Consider the following 15957-nt stretch of genomic DNA (forward strand, 5'->3'; position numbering starts at 1 on the left):
TTGAGTGCAGGTAGATCCAGGTCAGGCGGGCCTGGACCGCTTGATGGCGGCCAGGATCTGGCGGTTGAGGGCGGTGCTGGCCCGGGTGTCGGGCCGGCCGGAGCGGCGGGTGTCCTGGAGGGCGACGGCGGCGACGTGGCCTCCTGGCACGGGGCAGGTGGCGAACCGCCAGGTGTGGTCCTCGACGAGGGTGCCGTCGGCGCGTTCGAGCCGGGCGTGCCCGGGCCCGGCGCGTTCGCCGCCGTCGCCGCGCTCCCTGGCGTCGCCGTCGTCGCCGTCGACGCGGAAGCCGAACTCGGTGAAGGGGAAGCGCAGTCCCTGCCCCAGGGCCTTGCTGTAGGCCTCCTTCAGGGTCCAGAGGCTGAGGAGCCGCCCGTTGCGCTCCGCCTCGGGGGTGCGGGCGATCCGCCGGCGTTCCGGTTCGGTGCACATCAGCCGCTCGACGTCCTGGCCGCTGAGCCGGCGCGTGGCCGGTTCGGTGTCGATGCCGACGACGCCGAGGGAGGTGATGCCGCAGAGGAGCAGGTCGGCGGTGTGGCTGAGGCTGACGTCGATCTGGTCGTAGCCCCGGAGGTGGACGCGGCCGTTGAGCCCGTACCGCAGCTCCAGGGAGTACGGTTCCGTGCCGAGGGCGACGGCGGCGGTGTGCCGGATGAGCATGCGGGTGGCGAAGAATCGTTCCCTCAGGTGGGTGCCGGCGAGCTTGCTGTACCGCTCCCAGTCCCGGCCGAGGATCTCCCTGCGCTCCTCCTCCGGCGGCAGCTGGGTGCGCCACTCGTCGAGCGAGGCGTGCACCATGCCGAAGCCGGAGCCCTCCAGGTCGCGCAGCAGGTTCCCCCACGGCCCGGCCGGGCCGCCGACGCGGCTCGGCGCGGGCGGGAAGTCCCGGTCGGCGACGACCGCGTTTCTCTCGGCAGTGCTCATCCGGCGAGTCCGGTACGGAACAGGTCGAGGCTCTGCGGCACGCGCACCCGCGCCAGGACCTCCTCGCAGAGGCGGGTCTCGATCTCGCGGGGCAGCGGCGGTACGGACCGGCCGACGCGCCGCAGCAGCCGGTGCAGGGCGAGGACGAGCCAGGTGGGTTCGTCGAGGAACTCGTCCGGGCCGACGCCCGCGTTGAGCCAGACGCCCACGCAGGCCGAGGCGGCGAGCAGCAGCGCGTACCGCTCGCTGAGCGGGAAGGTCCGCGTGTCGAACAGCAGCCCGTCCTCGTCGTCGGCGAGCCCGGCGGCCTCGCGCCGTATCTCGTCGGCCTCGGCGCACAGCCCGGCCACGAGGCCGGTGAGGAGCTCGCCGTGCGGGTGGCCGGTGAGCGCGGCGGGCAGCCGGCGGGCGGCGTGCCCGAGGTAGTCGAGGAGCCCGTCGCCGCCGCCGAAGCCGGAGAGCCGCTCGCCGTCGAGCGGAGGCAGCGGCGCCTCCAGGCGGAACAGCTCGGCGGGCGTGGCGGCCGCGTCCGGGTCGGCGACCGCCAGGGCCGGCAGGTAGGGCGCGATGACGGACTGGCAGATGGCGCTGCTGACGTGCCCGAAGGTGATGGTGGACAGGTCGCGGAGCTGCTTGCGGAAGACGGCGTCGTGCCCGCTCTCCGCGTGGAAGGCGTCGCCCATCACCGCCGACAGGTCGTAGAGCGCCTCGCCGACGATCTTCGGGACGATGTACTTGGTGACCGCGGCCAGCACGTCGCACTGCTCGGGCAGCAGGTGCGTGGAGCGGCCCGCCGTCAGGGACAGGCAGTCCCCGATCAGCAGGTCCGCGAACGTACCGGCGAGCGCGGAGCGCGCCGAGGCGTCGCCCACCACGCCCTGGGTGCCGAGGTCGCGTTCCTGGGCGGCGCGCACGGCGGCCCGCAGGGCGGTGTCGGCGAGGCCGATGGCCATGGAGGGGAAGGCCGCGTGCACGGCCGGGTAGGCGCGCAGGCTGAGCGCCACCCCGTCGCCCCAGGTGCCGACGAGGGACTCGCCGGGCAGCGGGCAGTTCACGAACTCGAGACCGGCGGCCTGGAGTCCGCGGACCCCGGTCGTACGGTGCCGGGGCAGCGCGCGGACGTGCGCGGGCGGGACGGACGCCGGGTCGAACATCAGGATCGAGTAGTCGGTGGCGCCGTCGCCGGTCGAGACGAAGCCGACGATCAGCTCGGCGTTGTGGGCGTTGTTGATGGCTCCCTTGCGGCCGTTCAGCCGCAGCATGCCGTCCTCGGCCCAGGCGGCGGTGAACTCCTGGGCGTGGAACTCGCTCTCGTGCTCGAAGCGCTGGCAGGCCACGCCCACCGTGCCGCCGCGGAGGATGACGTTGGCCATCCGGGAGCGCTGGCGCGCGTCGCCGTTCAGCCACACCATCTGCGCGCCGAGGAACGGCGTGAAGCCGTGGCTGAAGGCGAGGGCCGGGTCGCGGCGGAAGAACGGCCGCATGACCAGGCCGAGGAGGTCGACGCCGGCCATCCGGCCGCCGAGGTCCACCGGCACGGTCTCGGCCGGCATGCCGAGGCTCTGGAACCGCCGGATGCCGATGACGGAGCTCTCCCCCGCGTCGTCGGCGGCGAGGACGGCGGCGAGGCCGACGGGGTTGTCGGGGCTCCACGGATCGCCGAGACCGTCTTCGATCTCGGCCACCCGGGCGCGGGTGCGCGTCAGCCGGTCGGGCTGCCACTGCGGATCGGCGCCTAGCGCGGCGGCGATCAGTTCATCGGGTTCGTACATGGTCACCCCAGGGCGTCAGAGGGGGCATCGGCGGACAATCCCTCGCACCCTGTCGACAGACGCTGGAGACAGCCTTGACCGGGAGTCGACCCGGACGAGGCCCTTCGGGGTACGGCACGCGACGGACGGGTGTCGACGGGCCGGCCCGCTCGTGCCGGCCGAGCCGCTCGCGCCGGCCGGCCGCTCGTGTCAGCCGGCCGCTCGTGTCAGCCGGCCGCTCGTGTCAGCGCGTCGGCGAACCCGCCCTGCGGATCCCGTCGGCCAGCCAGCGGTGCACGGTCGCGCCGCGCGGTGCCGTCCCCCCGGTCGCGCCGAGGTCATGGAACACGGAGCTCTCCAGGGTCAGTTTGAGCAGGGCCAGGTCCTGCGGCGTGGTGAGCGGGTCGTCGGGGGCGTGGCCGACCCACACCGTCCCCCGGATCTCGTACAGCTGCTCCGGGCGCAGCGCCAGGCCTCCGAGGAGGTACGGGAGCTGCTCGCCGCCCGCCGCCCCGGTGGCGGCGACCAGCGCGTCGACCGTCGCCGGGGGGAGGCCGAGGATCCGGTCGGGCTCCTCGAAGAGCCGGGAGACGGGGGCGCCGACGAGGTGGACGGAGGCGATCCGGCGGTCGCTCGCGGCGGCGGTCAGCGCGGGGCGTCCGCCGAGGTCGAAGCCGATGACGCGGGTCCGCCGGGTGTCGGCGGTGTGGGCGTGGCCGTCGATCAGCCGGGAGACGGAGGCCGCGGTGCACTCCGTGCAGGGCACGGGCCGGGGCAGGCGTACGGCGGCCACCGCGTGGCCGTGGTCGACGAGCCGGCCGAGGAGGGGCGCGCACTCGGGGCCGCCGCCCAGGGCCCCGCCGACGACGAGCACCAGCGGCCGTGCGGGATCGAGCCCGCCGCTCCACCAGACCGGGTCCCGACCGCTCGCGGGCACGGGCCCCCGACGGGTGTCGCGCAGGGCCATCCCTCACTCCTCTCGGCGGCCACGGCCTGTCCTGAAGGTGTCCGGCGGCTCACGGCAGGACGACCCCTGGGGGGCATGCTGACACCGCTCGCTCGAATCTCGTCGGAGTCGTCGGTCACTTCCGCTGAAGCGACGCCGATTCGCCGCCGTTCCACCCGGGTTCGAGCGGGACGTGAGCGGCCGGGACGACGCTCCGGGGACGGCGGCGGCCCTAGGGCCCGGCCGCCGCCCACGAGCGGAGGAGGAGCGGTGGACGGAGTGCCGAACCGCGCCCTGGGACACGCCGTACGGGTGGCCAGGGGCGTCTACCGGGCCTTGGTGGCCTTCGGGTCCATGTGGCTGCCGCTCCCCGAGGACCAGGTGCGGCGGATCGTGTACGGGGAGGGCGAGGACCACGGTCCGGAGGCGGGCACCGCGGCCGCGCCCGCCGCCGTACCGGCGCCCGCACCCGTGCCCGTACCCACGCCGGCAACCGTGCCCGTGCCCGTACCGGCGTCCAGGACGCCCGGCCCGCCGCCCGGCCATCCGGAGCGGCTCTGCTTCGAGGTGCCGCTCAGCGAGGTGGAGCTGCGGCTGGCCCGGGAGTTGAGGGGCGTGTGACGGCCTCTTCCCGGTGACCGGCCGCCTCCCGGTCGGGGTCAGGCACTGCGCCGGGACTCCAGGGTGGAGCGCCGCTCCGCCGCAGGGGGCTCGGGGCAGCACTCCGCCGCTCCTGGATCCTCGGTCAGGAGGGCTAAACCGTCCTTCACGGCGGCCGCGTCGGCCGGGACCGCGACGACGAGCCGGAAGGTGGAGCCCCCGGTGTCCACGCCGCTGTGCAGCCGGCCTCCCACGGCGGCGGCCCGCGCCGCCAGGTTGGTGAGGCCGGTGCCGGTGCTGTCGGAGTCGACGAGCCCCCGCTGCCCCACCCCGTCGTTGACGATCTCCAGGCGGACGAATCCCTTCCGCTCGGGATCCGTACTGGTCGTGATGGAGCAGGTACGGGGCTGGCTGTGCCGCAGGACGTTGGTGACGCCCTCGCGCAGCACGGTCGCCAGGATCGTGTTCGCGATCGACGAGAGCCCCGTGCAGTCCACCTCGATCTCGGACCTGATGCCGGCCGCCTTCAGCACGGACCCGGCGGATTCGGCCTCGACGAGGAGCGACATGTCCCGGTAGCCGCGGGCCACTTCGCGGACGTCCGCCAGGGCCTGCCGGGAGATCACGAGGACCTCGGTGACCTCCTCGCAGGCGCGCTGCGGGTTGCTGATGATCAGCCGCTGGATCAGCTCGTTCTTCAGCGTGATGGACGAGAGGCTGTAGCCGAGCAGGTCGTGCAGGTCCCGGGCGAACCGGAGCCGCTCCCTGGCGACGGCCATGCGGGCGAGCTCGCCGCGCGAGTCGTGGATGGCGGTGGCCAGCATCGCGAGCCGGGCCATGGAGTACAGGACGAGGCCGGTGAGGGCGGTCGAGACGCCCATGTAGGCGATGTCGACGGGCCGCAGCTGCTCGGTCGCGGAGATCGCCATCACGCCGGCCACGGTGAGTCCGTAGAGCGTCCAGCCCAGGACCGGCGAGAGCCGAAGGAGGAACGATCCGGCGAGAAAGCCGGCCATGCCTCCCCAGTGCCATCCGAAGAGCGCGAACGGCACGAAGGTGACCAGCGCCTGGAGGATCAGGGACCACGGATGCAGCCGCTGCCTCAGACGCGCGAGATGCGGTGCGAAGTGCACGTACTGGAGAGCGGCCAGCACCGGTGGAATGGTGAGACAGGCAGTCAGCTCCGACCTCCCCGGCTGGGCTTCGAGGACGTTGACGGCCTGCATCAGCAAGTAGCCGAGGAACACCACCGCTACCAGGACATTGGCGATTCCGGGCGCGGGAGCGGCTGAACTGATGGCCGACAACTCCCTTTTGCCACCGGACCGTTCTGTGGCACCCGGCCGCAGCGAGGTGAGTCTCAGGCGAGAGGCGCCCTGTGCTGTCATCGGATCCAGCCCCCTGTCGGCCCCTCCCCCGGGGCCACCCATGGCCGGATCATAACCACACGGATCCGGTTCATGTCGCTCCGTGGCCGGATTATGGGCGTCCGCATGTCCGGGTCGCGGGACGATCTCCCGACTCAAGCGATTTGTCACCGTGGTGAAAATCTCATGCTGGTGAGGGTGAAGCGATCACTTGTGAAGAAGTCGCGAAGTTTCGTCTACTCCTATCGAGCAAATCACGGCCTCACCAACCGCTGACATCACGGGAGTTGCCATGAACAAGTCTGTCATCACGGCCCTGGAGATCGGCTCGATCGAGCAGGAGCTGGCCTTCGCCGAGCTGATGCTCCACACCTTCGTGGACCCGGCGTTCGCCGCCCGCTACGCCAGCGACCCGGACGCGGTCCTCAAGGAGTCCGGCATCGCCCTCGACGAGGGCGCCACCGCCCCGGCCATCCCCGCCCCCACCGGGCTCGGCGGCGTCACCGAGGAGTACGCGGCGATAGCCCCCGACGGCACCACCCTGCTGACCCTCTGCATCCGCGCCCTGCCCGCCGCCGCCCTGGCTCCGCTCTCCCCGGCCGGTCACTGAATCCGTACGTCCGACATGTCAGGGGAGGGGCACACGCATGCGCATGGGGTTCAAGGAGCATCTGCGGGCCGAGGTCGTGCCCGGTGAAGCGACGTACGTCATCTCCGAACGGGGCATCACCGCCTTCGACGACGCGCGGGTCGCGGTCGTCGCACCGCTCCTCGACGGCACCAGGGACTTCAGGTCCCTCGTCGCCGACGCCTCTCCCCACTGCTCGCCCACGGATGTCGCCCTGGCGATCGGCCGTCTCAACGAGGCCGATCTCCTGAACCGCGACCCGGTGCGGGCGACCCCCACGGCGGCCGCGGCCGCCGCCTACTGGGAACTGGCCGGCGCCCCCGGCCCGTTATCCCTCTCGACCGTACGGGTCCGGGCGGTCGGCGGCGCCGACGCCCGGTCCGCCGAGCAGGCCTGCACCGCCTCGGGCCTGCTGGTGAGGGAAGCCACCGACGACGATGCCGACGCCCCCGCCGACCTCACCCTCGTCGTCTGCGACAACTACCTCGACCCCGAGCTAGCCGAGGTCGACGCCGAGCAGCGCGCCGCGGGCACGCCCTGGCTGCTCGCGAAACCGCACGGCACCACCCCCTGGATCGGACCGCTGTTCCGGCCCGGCGACGGCCCCTGCTGGCAGTGCCTGTCCCACCGGCTCTCCGGCCACCGCGGCGCCGAGACGCACCTGCGCCGCGCCCTGGGCCGCCCGGTCGCGCACCCGCCGGCCGAGACGCCCGCGAGCCTCCTCCTCGGCAACCAGCTCGCCGTCGCGGAGTGCGTGAAGTGGCTGGGCGGGCACCGCCACCCCGGCCAGGACGGCGTCCTCACCTTCGACACCTTCAGCCTCACGACCCGGGTGCACCCGCTGCGGGCCCGCCCGCAGTGCTCCGGGTGCGGCGACCCCGGCCTCGTGGCCCGCCGGGTCCTCGCCCCCGTCACCGTGACCTCCCGCCCCAAGGCCGACCTCACCGGCTCGGGCCACCGCTCCGCCACCGCCGAGCAGACCCTCCGGCGGTACGAGCACCTCATCAGCCCCATCACCGGCGTCGTCAAGGCCGTGCAGCGCGACACCCGCGGCCCCGCCGGGCTCAACTCCTTCCGCGCCGGCCACAACCACGCCCGGGGGCCGCGCGGCCTGACCGGCCCCGCCTCCGAGCTCCGCAGCGAGAGCGGCGGCAAGGGCATGACCGAGCTCGACGCCCGGGTCGGCGCCCTGTGCGAGTCCCTGGAGCGGCACTCCGGCATGTACGAGGGCGACGAGCCGGTCGTACGGGCGAGCTGGCGCGAGGTCGCGGACCGGGCCGTCCACCCCGCCGACTGCCAGCTGTACGACCCCCGTCAGGGCATGGAGCCCTTCGACGAGGACGCGCCCGTCGACTGGACCCCGGTCTGGTCGCTGACCCGCGGCGAGCACCGGCTGCTGCCCACCGCGCTGCTCTACTTCGACGCCCCGCGCACCCCCGGCCTCGGCCACGTCCGCGCCGACTCGAACGGCAACGCCGCAGGCAGCAGCACGGAGGACGCGATCGTCCAGGGCTTCCTGGAACTGGTCGAGCGGGACGCGGTCGCCCTCTGGTGGTACAACCGCACCCGGCACGCCGCCGTCGACCTCGACGCCTTCGACGAGCCCTGGATCGGCCGGATGCGGGAGCTGCACGCCTCGCTCGGCCGCGAGGTGTGGGTCCTCGACGTGACCGCCGACTTCGGGATCCCGACCTTCGCCGCCGTCACGCGGCGCACCGACAAGCCCGCCGAGGACATCCTCTTCGGCTTCGGCGCGCACTTCGACCCGAAGGTCGCGCTCTGCCGCGCGCTGGCCGAGGCGAACCAGATGATGCCGGCCGTGGCCGAGGTCCGGGCCGACGGCACCGGATACGGCTGCCGGGACGAGCGGCTGCTGCACTGGTGGCGGACGGCCACCACGGCGGCCCACCCCTACCTGCTGCCCGATCAGCAGGCCCCGCTGCGCGGCCCCGGCGACTTCGCGTACGCCCCGCGCACCGACCTCCGCGACGACGTCGCCGCGATCGGGGCGGCGGTGCGCGAGCGCGGCCTGGAGCTCCTCGTCCTCGACCAGACCCGCCCGGACGTCGGGCTGCCGGTGGTCAAGGTGATCGTGCCCGGCATGCGCCACTTCTGGGACCGCTTCGCCCCCGGCCGTCTCTTCGACGTGCCCGTGAGCCTCGGCAGACGGTCCGCCCCGACCCCGTACGAGGAGCTCAACCCGGTCCCGCTGTTCCTCTGAGACCGGCGGAACAGGCTACTCATCAGTACCTCTTGAAGTTCGTGTGAACTCTGGACGACGACGGAGGCGGCAGCTCCACGGCCGCCTCCGTCGTCGTACACATCGGGCCGTCCCCGCCCGCGCGGCAATCGAAAATAGCCAGTACGCTCCATCCCCGTCGTGCGAGTGCGCACGAATGTCCACGGAGTCCGCGGGGGTGGAACGAAGCTTGATCAGGATCCTGATCGCCGAAGACATGCGCATGCTGCGCCGTGCTCTGGTGGAACTGATTTCCCTGGAGCCCGACATCGAGGTGGTCGCCGAGCTGGAGACCGGCACCGAGATCGTGCCGCGCGTCGAGGAGCTGAAGCCCGACGTGGCCGTCCTCGACATCGAACTGCCCGGTGTCGACGGCATCGCGGCGGCCGAGGCCCTGCACCGGCGGGGGGCCGGTGCCAAGGTGCTGATCCTCACCAGCCTGGGCAGGCCCGGCAATCTGCGCCGGGCCCTGGACGCGCAGGTGTGCGGCTTCCTCCTGAAGGACGCGGAGCCGGGCCGGCTCGCCGAGGCGATCCGTGCCATCGCCAAGGGCGAGCGCGTCTTCGACCCGCAGCTGATGCTCGCCGCGCTGGGCGCCGCCGAGTCGCCGCTCACCCCGCGCGAGGCGGACGTCCTGCGGCTCGCGGCCGAGGGCGACGACGTCGACGAGATCGCCGGCGCGCTCTACCTCTCGGCCGGCACCGTCCGGAACTACCTCACGGCCGTCGTCTACAAGCTCGGGGCCCGCAACCGCGTGGACGCCATCAGGATCGCGCAGACCTCCGGCTGGCTGTGAACCCCTCGCCGCGGGCGTGAGCCGGGAGCGTGGACCCGGACCGCGAGTCGGGACCTGAGCCGGGAACGTGGGCCGGGAACGTGGGCCGGGAACGTGGGCCGGGAACGTGGGCCGGGACCTGAGCCGGGAGCGTGGACCCGGACCGTGAGCCGGGACCTGAGCCAGGAGCCTGGGCCCGGACCGTGAATCCGTCACGGTGTGGCCGGGCACGGTTCACCCTTGGCCTGTTTCGGTCTCACTGGTCCCCCGGCACGGGCGCGTGCGACGGTGGAACCCACGACGAGGAGGAGGCATCGATGAGGATCGACATGCTGGGCCCGTTCTCCGCTGCCATCGCCGGCGTGCCGATCACCCCGAGCGCCCGCAAGCCCCGCCGGATCCTGGCGCTGCTCGCCCTCCACGCCGGCCAGGCCGTCCCGGTCTCCGCCGTCGTCGACGAGGTGTGGGGCCCGGCCGCCGCCCCCAAGGCGCACATCACGGTCCAGACGTACGTGCTCCAGCTCCGCAACTACATCGGCCAGGCCCTGAAGGACCCGCGCGCCGCCCGGGACGTCCTCGTGACCCGCCCCGGCAGCTACGCCCTCCTGGCCGACGAGGGCACGGTGGACGTCCACGCCTACGACCGGCTGTGCGCCCAGGGGCAGTCGGCCTTCGAGACCGGCGACGACACGGCCGCGGCCGCCCGCTTCCGGGAGGCCCTCGCCCTCTGGAAGGGGCCCGCGCTCGACGGCGTCCAGGACGGTCCCGCCCTCGGCCTCGAAGCGATGCGCCTTGAGCAGAGCCGTACGGACGTCCTGGAGCGGTGCCTGACCGCCGAGGTGCGGCTCGGCGCCGGGGAGCGGCTGCTGCCCGAGCTGTCCGCCCTGGTCGAGGAGCACCCGCACCACGAGGCGCTGCACGGGCTGCTGATGACCGCGCTCGCCCGCTCCGGCCGCGTGGCCGGCGCGCTGACCGTGTACGAGACGGTCAGGGCCCGCCTCGACGAGCGCTTCGGACTGCTTCCCTCGCCCGACCTCCGGCGCCTCGGGCAGGAGTTGCGGGAGCGCGCGGGGCAGGGCTCCCACCTCGCCTGACGTCCGGACTCCAGCGTCCCCCTAACGAGGCTGGACCGCCTGGGGGTCCCCTGGTCGCAAGAGCGTGCGCAAAGGTGCGCACGGCGCGGCCGGAGGGCGAACCCATGCGTGTCCTGTTCACCGCGCGGCACTCCGTCTCGCACCTGCTCGCGATGACGGCCGCCGCACAGGCCTGCGCGGCCGCGGGCCACGAGGTCCGCACGGCCGGCCCGCCCGGCACCCCCGTCTCCGCGGCGCTGCGCGGCACGTCGCCGCCCGGCCCCGGCTGGCACCCCGACCTGGTGGTGTCGGCGGAGGACGGCGCGGCGGCCGAGTCCCGCCGTGGCGCGCGCGTCGTGCGGTGGACGCCGCTCGACCACCGGAGCGCCGACGGACCGGCACCGGTCCGCATCGACCCCTGCCCGCCGGGGCTGCGCGACGGCGCCGACGCCGGCGGCGAAGCGGACGCCCTGTCCGTACGCCAGCCCACCTGCCACGCCGGGCAGTTGCCGTATCAACTGCGCGAGCCGCATCACCTGCTGCGGGTGTGTCTGCGGCCGGGACCCTCCGGTTCGCCGCAGAGCTGGTCGCCCGAGCGGCTGCACCTCGTCGCCCGGGCCGCGCGCGGCCTGGACGTCGAGGTGATCGCCCTGGTCCCCGCCGCCGAGCGGGCACGCCTCGGTGACGCACTCGGCCCCCAGGTCCGGTTCGCTGAACCGGAGTTGCTCGGACCGGTCCTGGCCACCTGCGTGGCCGTCGCCCACGAGGGCGGCCCGGACGTGACCCTGGAGGCCGCGGCCCACGGCGTCACGCAGCTGGTGATCTCCGACCAACGCCCGGCCGGCGACCGGTTGGACCGGATCGGCGCGGGCCGCCGGCTCGTCGCCGCCGAGGATCCCCGGGAGACCGGGAGTTCGCTGCGGCTGCGCCGCCATCTCGCCGACCTCCTCTACGGCGGCCGGGCGTTGGCGACCGCCCAGCGGCTGCGCTCCGCGATCGCCGCCCTGCCCTCGCCCGAGGCCTTCGCCGGCCGCCTGGAGGACCTCGCCGCCCGATAGAGGGCGTCCGGCCCCGCCCCGTACACCTGCCGTCCCGCCGGGCCCCGTACATCTGGCTGAGGCCCCGCCCGGCACACCGACCGTCCGTCCGCCCGTCCGAGGGGCCCCGCCCCTCCCCACTGGAGGCCACCGCCATGAGCGCATCGACCCCGTTCCCGCTTCCGCCGCACCCGGCGGATTCCACCGCCACGCCGGTCCGCCCCCTGCGGATCATCAACGGCAACCCCACGCCGGAGGAGGTCGCCGCCGTGACGGCCGCCCTGCTCGCGACCCTGCACCGCGAGCCGCCCCGCCCGCAGAGCACCGGCGCCGACCGCGCGGCGCGCTGGAGCAGGTCGCACAGCTCGCAGGCGGCGGGCTCCTGGCGCTCGGTGCCCCGCGGCCGCTGACCGGCCGGACGGCCACATACGCGTGCGCGCCGTACGGGATGCCCTCACATCCCGTACGGCGCGCACGATCAGCCTCACTTGTCCGTCGGCAGCGACCGCCCCTCACCGACCGCCAGCGGCCACAGGTCCGCCGGGTCGCGGCCCGTCTCCCGCCAGGCGGCGCGAGCCCGTTCGAGCGGGTCGAGCAGCGGCTCGCCCGACAGCGCGAACGTGCCCCAGTGCATCGTCGCCATCCTGGCGGCGCCCGCGTCGAGGCAGCCGCGGACGGCCTCCTCCGGGCTGACGTGCGCGTGGGAGAGCAGCGCGCGCGGCTCGTACGCGCCGATCGGCATCAGCGCCAGGTCGATGCCGGGGAAGGCCTCCCCGATCTGCCCGAAGTGCGGTCCGTACGCCGTGTCCCCGGCGAAGTACACCCGGTGCCCGGGACCGGAAAGCACCCACCCCGACCAGAGCGTGCGGCACAGGTCGAAGGGGCCGCGACGGCTCCAGTGGCGGGCCGGGACGCAGCCGAAGCGGACGGCGCCGAGCTCCGCCTCCTCCCACCAGTCCAGCTCGGTGACCTCGCCGAACCCGCGCTTCCTGAACCACTGGCCCAGCCCGGCGGGCACGAACACCGGTGTCGTCCGCGGCAGTCGGCCGATCGTGGCGGCGTCGAGGTGGTCGTAGTGGCTGTGGCTGATCACGACGGCGTCGACCGGCCCGACCGCGTCCCACTCCACGCCCGGCGGGGTGAGCCTGCTGCCCGCGCCGAGGATGGCCGAGGACCACACGGGGTCGGTGAGCACGGTGAGCCCGCCGATCCGTACGACGTAGGTGGCGTGCCCCACCCACGTGGCCGACGTCCCGTCCCCGTCGGAGCCGAACCCGCCGCTCCGCTCCGCCTCCGGGCGTACGGGGATGAGCGCGGCCTGCGACCGGTCGGCCGGCCGGAGCTTCCCCGCGACGACCGCGGCCAGCATGTCCCGGGGGCTCGGCAGCGGATCGGCGAGCCGGTGCCGGTACCCGTCGGGCCGGTCGCACCGCGCCCCGACCGGCCGCCGTACGACCTCGGGGCCGGCGCCCGGGTCCGCGTCCGGGCCGGCCGGCCGGGCGCCGGTCATGCGGAGACCGCCGCCTCGGCGGTCCGGGCACCGAGCTCGCGCAGGGCGGCCTTGTCCAGCTTGCCGTTGGGCAGCCGCGGCAGGGCGCCGACGGGGACCACGCGGTGCACCCGCTCGGCCTCGGGTCCTCCCTCGGCGGTGAGCCGCTCCTCCCACGTGTCCTCGGCCCCGTCCCGGACCGCCACGAACGCGGTGGTCAGGAGTGGGCCGTCGGTGCCCGGCGCGGGGAGGCCGAGCACCGCGCACTCCCGGACGGCGGGATGCGCCGCGAGGCGGCGCTCCACCCGGCCGGGCGAGACGAGCGCGCCCGCGTGGTGGTAGAGGTCGACGACCCGGTCGAGGACGTACAGGTCGCCCTCGGGCGAGAGCCGGCCCGCGTCGCCCGTGGCGAACCAGCCGTCCGGCCCGGCGGCCGGCCGCACCGCGAGCCCGCCCTCGCCGTCCGGCGAGACGTAGCCGAGGGCGACGTGCGGGCCGGTGATCTCGATCTCGCCGAGCCCGCCGTCCGTCACCGGCTCCCGGGTCGTCAGGTCGACGATCCGGGTCGCGGCCTCCGGCAGGGCGGGGCCGACCGACCCCTCGGGTGCGCCGGCGGCCCCGGCGGAGTGGGCGAGACCCGCCGTCTCCGTCAGCCCGTAGCCCTGGACGAGGGGCGCGCCGAAGGACGCGGTCAGCCGGTCGGCCGTGGCGGGCGGCAGCGGGAGCCCGCCCGTGCCGACGAGCCGGACGTCCGGCAGGGCGAGGGCCTCCGGCTCGGGGTGTTCGGCGAGCCCGGCCAGCTGGAACGGCAGGGCGTAGAAGTGGGTGGCGCGCCGTTCCCGGGCCAGCCGGACCGCGCCGAGCGGGTCCGGGCCCGCCGCCAGGAGCTGCGTGGCTCCGGCCGTGACGGCGGCGTTGAGGTGCATCGGGTGGTAGAGCGGCAGCGCGTTGAGCACGACGGCGTCCGCGCCGACGCCGTGCGCCGCGCCGATCTGCCGGGCGCCGGTGAGGAGGTTGCGGTGGGTCAGGGCGACGCCCTTGGGGCGGCCGGTGCTGCCGCTGGTGAACATGATCGCGGCGATGTCGTCGGGACCGGCCGGGACGCTCTCGTACGCGTCCTCCGTGGCGTGGGGCAGCTCCTCGAAGGTCACCACGGCCCGCAGCGACGGCACGGCCGCCAGGGCGGGGCCGACCTTGGCCCGCACGTCCGCCGCGAGCACCACGGCCGCGGCCCCGACGGAGCCGAGCAGTCCCTGCCAGACGGGCGGCGGGAGGAAGGGGTTGACGGGCGCGACGATGTGACCGGCGCGGGCCACCGCGTAGTAGACGGCGGGGAAGTCGGCTCCGAGGACCGAGGAGACCGCGACGACCTCGCGCCGCCCGGTGCCGAGCAGCCCGGCGAGCAGGGCGGCGATCGCGTCGACCCGCGCGTCGAGCTCCTCGTACGTCAGGGCGGTGCCGGCGGCTTCCACGGCGAGGTGCCGGCCGGACCGGCGTGCGGCCTCGCGGGGCAGCGCGCCCAGCAGGACCGGCGCCTCCTCCGAGGGCTCAAGACGCTGTGCGACCACGATGTTTCCCATCCCTTCTCCGGCAGGTCTTCCGGACAGCCTCTCCAGCCGAACTCGAGCGGACGTCGAGCGGTGGTGAACAAGGCCCGCCCGAGCGCCCGCCGAGCCGCCGGGGCCAGCCTGCGTCCCCACGCCCCGCGCATCCGGCGCATCCCGTGCCCGGCATGTCCCGCGCGCATCCCGCGCCCGCGCCCCGACCGAGGAGCCTCCGTGCCCGTGTCCCTCACCGCCGCCGCCCGCCGCCAGTCCCTCCTGGACTTCTACGCCCGCCAGATGCACGCCGCCGACGGCGACGACGTCGACGCGTACGCGGACACGTTCACCGAGGACACCGTCTTCCGCAGCAACGCGCTGCCCGGACCGGTCCAGGGCCGGGAGAAGATCCGCGCGGCGACCCGCAGGCTGGGCGACGCGCGCCGCGCCGACGGGGTCGTACGGCGCCACCTGCTGTCCTCCCTGGCCGTGACCGAGCTGGCGGACGGCGCGCTCGCCACCCGCGCGTACGTGCTCCTGGTGGAGACGGCCCGGGAGGGCGCCCCGCAGGCGTACCTGAGCACGGTCATGGAGGACGAGGTCGTCGCGGTGGACGGCGGGTGGCGGGTGCGCCGCCGTGACGTGCTGCGCGACGACCTCCCGCCGCTGGGGGACGTCGCGGCCTGAGAGCGGACACGGAAGCGGGGCGGAACCCTTCCCGAGGGTTGCGCCCCGCTTCCGCGTCCCGCGCCGTCGCTCACTCGGGGACGTGTGCCACCGCCCGGGTCCAGCCCGCCCCGGCCCGCGCGATCTTGACGGGGAAGCAGGTGACGGTGAAGCCGAACGGACGCGGCAGGGCCTCCAGGCCGGCGAGCCGCTCGATCTGGCAGTACTCGACCTCCCGGCCGGCGAAGTGCGCGGGCCACAGCACGTCGCGGTCGCCGGTCTCCTGGAACGTCTTGATGATGTGCCCGAAGGGGGCGTCCAGGCTGAAGGCGTCGGTGCCGATCACCCGGATCCCGAGGTCGAGCAGGTAGCGCACGGCCGAGCCGTCGAGCCCGGTGAAGTCGGTGAAGTAGCTCTGGGTGCCGACGCGCGCGGCGGCGCCGGTGTCGAGCAGCACGATGTCCAGCGGCTGCGGCTCGTACCCGATGTCGGCCACCGCCTTCCGCAGCCGGTCGGCGCCGACCGTGCCGGTGCCCGCGTCCCGCAGGTCGAGGACGAAGGCCGGGCGGTGGAACCAGTCGAGCGGCATCTGGTCGATGGTCCGGGGCACGCCGTACGTGCCGCGCGAGCCGTAGTGGGCGGGGGCGTCCACGTGGGTGCCGGTGTGCGCGGTGAGGGTGAGGAAGTCGTTGGTGAGGAACTCCCCGTCGGGGAGCACGGAGGTGTCGAAGTCGACGCCGAACACCCGCTTCATGCCCTCGGCCATGTGCCGGGCGCCCTCCTCGGCGGACATGATCGTGTGGGTGACGGTGTCCGGCTCCCAGAAGTCGCCGTCCACCGGCGAGGAGAGGTCGATCAGAGGCATGGGCGTGCTCCTTGGCAGTGGGCGGGTGGCCGCGGTCGGGACTCGGGCGGAAGCCG

General features: G+C 74.6%; 15 protein-coding genes. 8 read left to right on the top strand and 7 right to left on the bottom strand.

What is annotated here, in order from left to right; translation table 11 throughout:
• Positions 1-21: 21 nt before the first annotated feature.
• The 3 genes from ASC82_RS00110 to ASC82_RS00120 form a co-directional block, all read right to left on the bottom strand.
• The gene (locus ASC82_RS00110) at positions 22-924 is read right to left on the bottom strand and encodes a 4'-phosphopantetheinyl transferase superfamily protein (protein ID WP_056639620.1); all 903 of its coding nucleotides are present in this window, start codon (positions 922-924) and stop codon (positions 22-24) included.
• A complete protein-coding gene (locus ASC82_RS00115; RefSeq protein WP_125747785.1) occupies positions 921-2696 on the bottom strand; it encodes an acyl-CoA dehydrogenase in 1776 nt (591 codons plus the stop codon). Before ASC82_RS00115 ends, ASC82_RS00110 begins: the two co-directional genes overlap by 4 nt.
• 223 nt (positions 2697-2919) lie before the next feature.
• Entirely contained in the window at positions 2920-3642 is a 723-nt protein-coding gene (locus ASC82_RS00120) for an alpha/beta hydrolase (RefSeq protein WP_056639626.1), read from the bottom strand.
• A gap of 249 nt (positions 3643-3891) precedes the next feature.
• Between ASC82_RS00120 and ASC82_RS00125 the strand changes: the two genes are divergently transcribed.
• On the top strand, positions 3892-4242 hold the full coding sequence (locus ASC82_RS00125) for a DUF6059 family protein (RefSeq protein ID WP_056639629.1): 351 nt from the start codon (positions 3892-3894) through the stop codon (positions 4240-4242).
• A gap of 38 nt (positions 4243-4280) precedes the next feature.
• Here the strand turns inward: ASC82_RS00125 and ASC82_RS00130 are convergent, their stop codons facing one another.
• The gene (locus tag ASC82_RS00130; RefSeq protein WP_157863414.1) at positions 4281-5375 is read right to left on the bottom strand and encodes a histidine kinase; all 1095 of its coding nucleotides are present in this window, start codon (positions 5373-5375) and stop codon (positions 4281-4283) included.
• A 505-nt stretch (positions 5376-5880) separates the two neighbouring features.
• Here ASC82_RS00130 and ASC82_RS00135 point away from each other — a divergent pair.
• The 6 genes from ASC82_RS00135 (at position 5881) to ASC82_RS00160 (ending at position 11750) form a co-directional block, all read left to right on the top strand.
• Positions 5881-6198, top strand: a complete 318-nt coding sequence (locus tag ASC82_RS00135) for a hypothetical protein (protein ID WP_056639635.1) — start codon at positions 5881-5883, stop codon at positions 6196-6198.
• A 37-nt stretch (positions 6199-6235) separates the two neighbouring features.
• On the top strand, positions 6236-8437 hold the full coding sequence (locus ASC82_RS00140; protein ID WP_056639638.1) for a TOMM precursor leader peptide-binding protein: 2202 nt from the start codon (positions 6236-6238) through the stop codon (positions 8435-8437).
• Positions 8438-8645: 208 nt separating this feature from the next.
• Positions 8646-9251, top strand: coding sequence for a response regulator transcription factor (locus ASC82_RS00145; RefSeq protein WP_024758542.1), 606 nt, complete (start codon positions 8646-8648; stop codon positions 9249-9251).
• 296 nt (positions 9252-9547) lie between these two features.
• Positions 9548-10324: an AfsR/SARP family transcriptional regulator gene (locus ASC82_RS00150; protein ID WP_056639641.1), complete on the top strand. Its 777-nt coding sequence runs from the start codon at positions 9548-9550 to the stop codon at positions 10322-10324.
• A gap of 104 nt (positions 10325-10428) precedes the next feature.
• A complete protein-coding gene (locus tag ASC82_RS00155; protein ID WP_056639645.1) occupies positions 10429-11361 on the top strand; it encodes a nucleotide disphospho-sugar-binding domain-containing protein in 933 nt (310 codons plus the stop codon).
• Between the two features lie 134 nt (positions 11362-11495).
• Positions 11496-11750 carry an acyl-CoA carboxylase epsilon subunit gene (locus ASC82_RS00160; RefSeq protein ID WP_056639648.1) on the top strand — a complete coding sequence of 85 codons (255 nt, stop codon included), beginning with the start codon at positions 11496-11498 and terminating at the stop codon, positions 11748-11750.
• 74 nt (positions 11751-11824) lie between these two features.
• Here the strand turns inward: ASC82_RS00160 and ASC82_RS00165 are convergent, their stop codons facing one another.
• Complete coding sequence (locus ASC82_RS00165) at positions 11825-12850, bottom strand: MBL fold metallo-hydrolase (RefSeq protein ID WP_056639651.1); 1026 nt, start codon at positions 12848-12850, stop codon at positions 11825-11827.
• Positions 12847-14409 (bottom strand): class I adenylate-forming enzyme family protein, encoded by a 1563-nt coding sequence (locus ASC82_RS00170; RefSeq protein ID WP_056639654.1) that lies wholly within the window; start codon positions 14407-14409, stop codon positions 12847-12849. Before ASC82_RS00170 ends, ASC82_RS00165 begins: the two co-directional genes overlap by 4 nt.
• A gap of 198 nt (positions 14410-14607) precedes the next feature.
• Between ASC82_RS00170 and ASC82_RS00175 the strand changes: the two genes are divergently transcribed.
• Positions 14608-15057 carry a nuclear transport factor 2 family protein gene (locus ASC82_RS00175; RefSeq protein WP_125747809.1) on the top strand — a complete coding sequence of 150 codons (450 nt, stop codon included), beginning with the start codon at positions 14608-14610 and terminating at the stop codon, positions 15055-15057.
• Positions 15058-15127: 70 nt separating this feature from the next.
• On the opposite strand, the gene ASC82_RS00180 is transcribed toward ASC82_RS00175, so the two are convergent.
• A complete protein-coding gene (locus tag ASC82_RS00180) occupies positions 15128-15901 on the bottom strand; it encodes a cyclase family protein (RefSeq protein ID WP_056639660.1) in 774 nt (257 codons plus the stop codon).
• Positions 15902-15957 lie beyond the last annotated feature (56 nt).

Origin of the sequence: Streptomyces sp. Root431 (assembly GCF_001426585.1) — a bacterium.
Lineage (GTDB): Bacteria > Actinomycetota > Actinomycetes > Streptomycetales > Streptomycetaceae > Streptomyces > Streptomyces stackebrandtii.

Excerpts from the sequence above, each read along its gene's own strand:
- ASC82_RS00120 (WP_056639626.1), bottom strand. The coding sequence starts at position 3,642 with ATGGCCCTGCGCGACACCCGTCGGGGGCCCGTGCCCGCGAGCGGTCGG.
- ASC82_RS00150 (WP_056639641.1), top strand. The coding sequence starts at position 9,548 with ATGAGGATCGACATGCTGGGCCCGTTCTCCGCTGCCATCGCCGGCGTG.
- ASC82_RS00140 (WP_056639638.1), top strand. The coding sequence starts at position 6,236 with ATGCGCATGGGGTTCAAGGAGCATCTGCGGGCCGAGGTCGTGCCCGGT.
- ASC82_RS00115 (WP_125747785.1), bottom strand. The coding sequence starts at position 2,696 with ATGTACGAACCCGATGAACTGATCGCCGCCGCGCTAGGCGCCGATCCG.
- ASC82_RS00135 (WP_056639635.1), top strand. The coding sequence starts at position 5,881 with ATGAACAAGTCTGTCATCACGGCCCTGGAGATCGGCTCGATCGAGCAG.
- ASC82_RS00155 (WP_056639645.1), top strand. The coding sequence starts at position 10,429 with ATGCGTGTCCTGTTCACCGCGCGGCACTCCGTCTCGCACCTGCTCGCG.
- ASC82_RS00170 (WP_056639654.1), bottom strand. The coding sequence starts at position 14,409 with ATGGGAAACATCGTGGTCGCACAGCGTCTTGAGCCCTCGGAGGAGGCG.
- ASC82_RS00110 (WP_056639620.1), bottom strand. The coding sequence starts at position 924 with ATGAGCACTGCCGAGAGAAACGCGGTCGTCGCCGACCGGGACTTCCCG.
- ASC82_RS00180 (WP_056639660.1), bottom strand. The coding sequence starts at position 15,901 with ATGCCTCTGATCGACCTCTCCTCGCCGGTGGACGGCGACTTCTGGGAG.
- ASC82_RS00165 (WP_056639651.1), bottom strand. The coding sequence starts at position 12,850 with ATGACCGGCGCCCGGCCGGCCGGCCCGGACGCGGACCCGGGCGCCGGC.
- ASC82_RS00160 (WP_056639648.1), top strand. The coding sequence starts at position 11,496 with ATGAGCGCATCGACCCCGTTCCCGCTTCCGCCGCACCCGGCGGATTCC.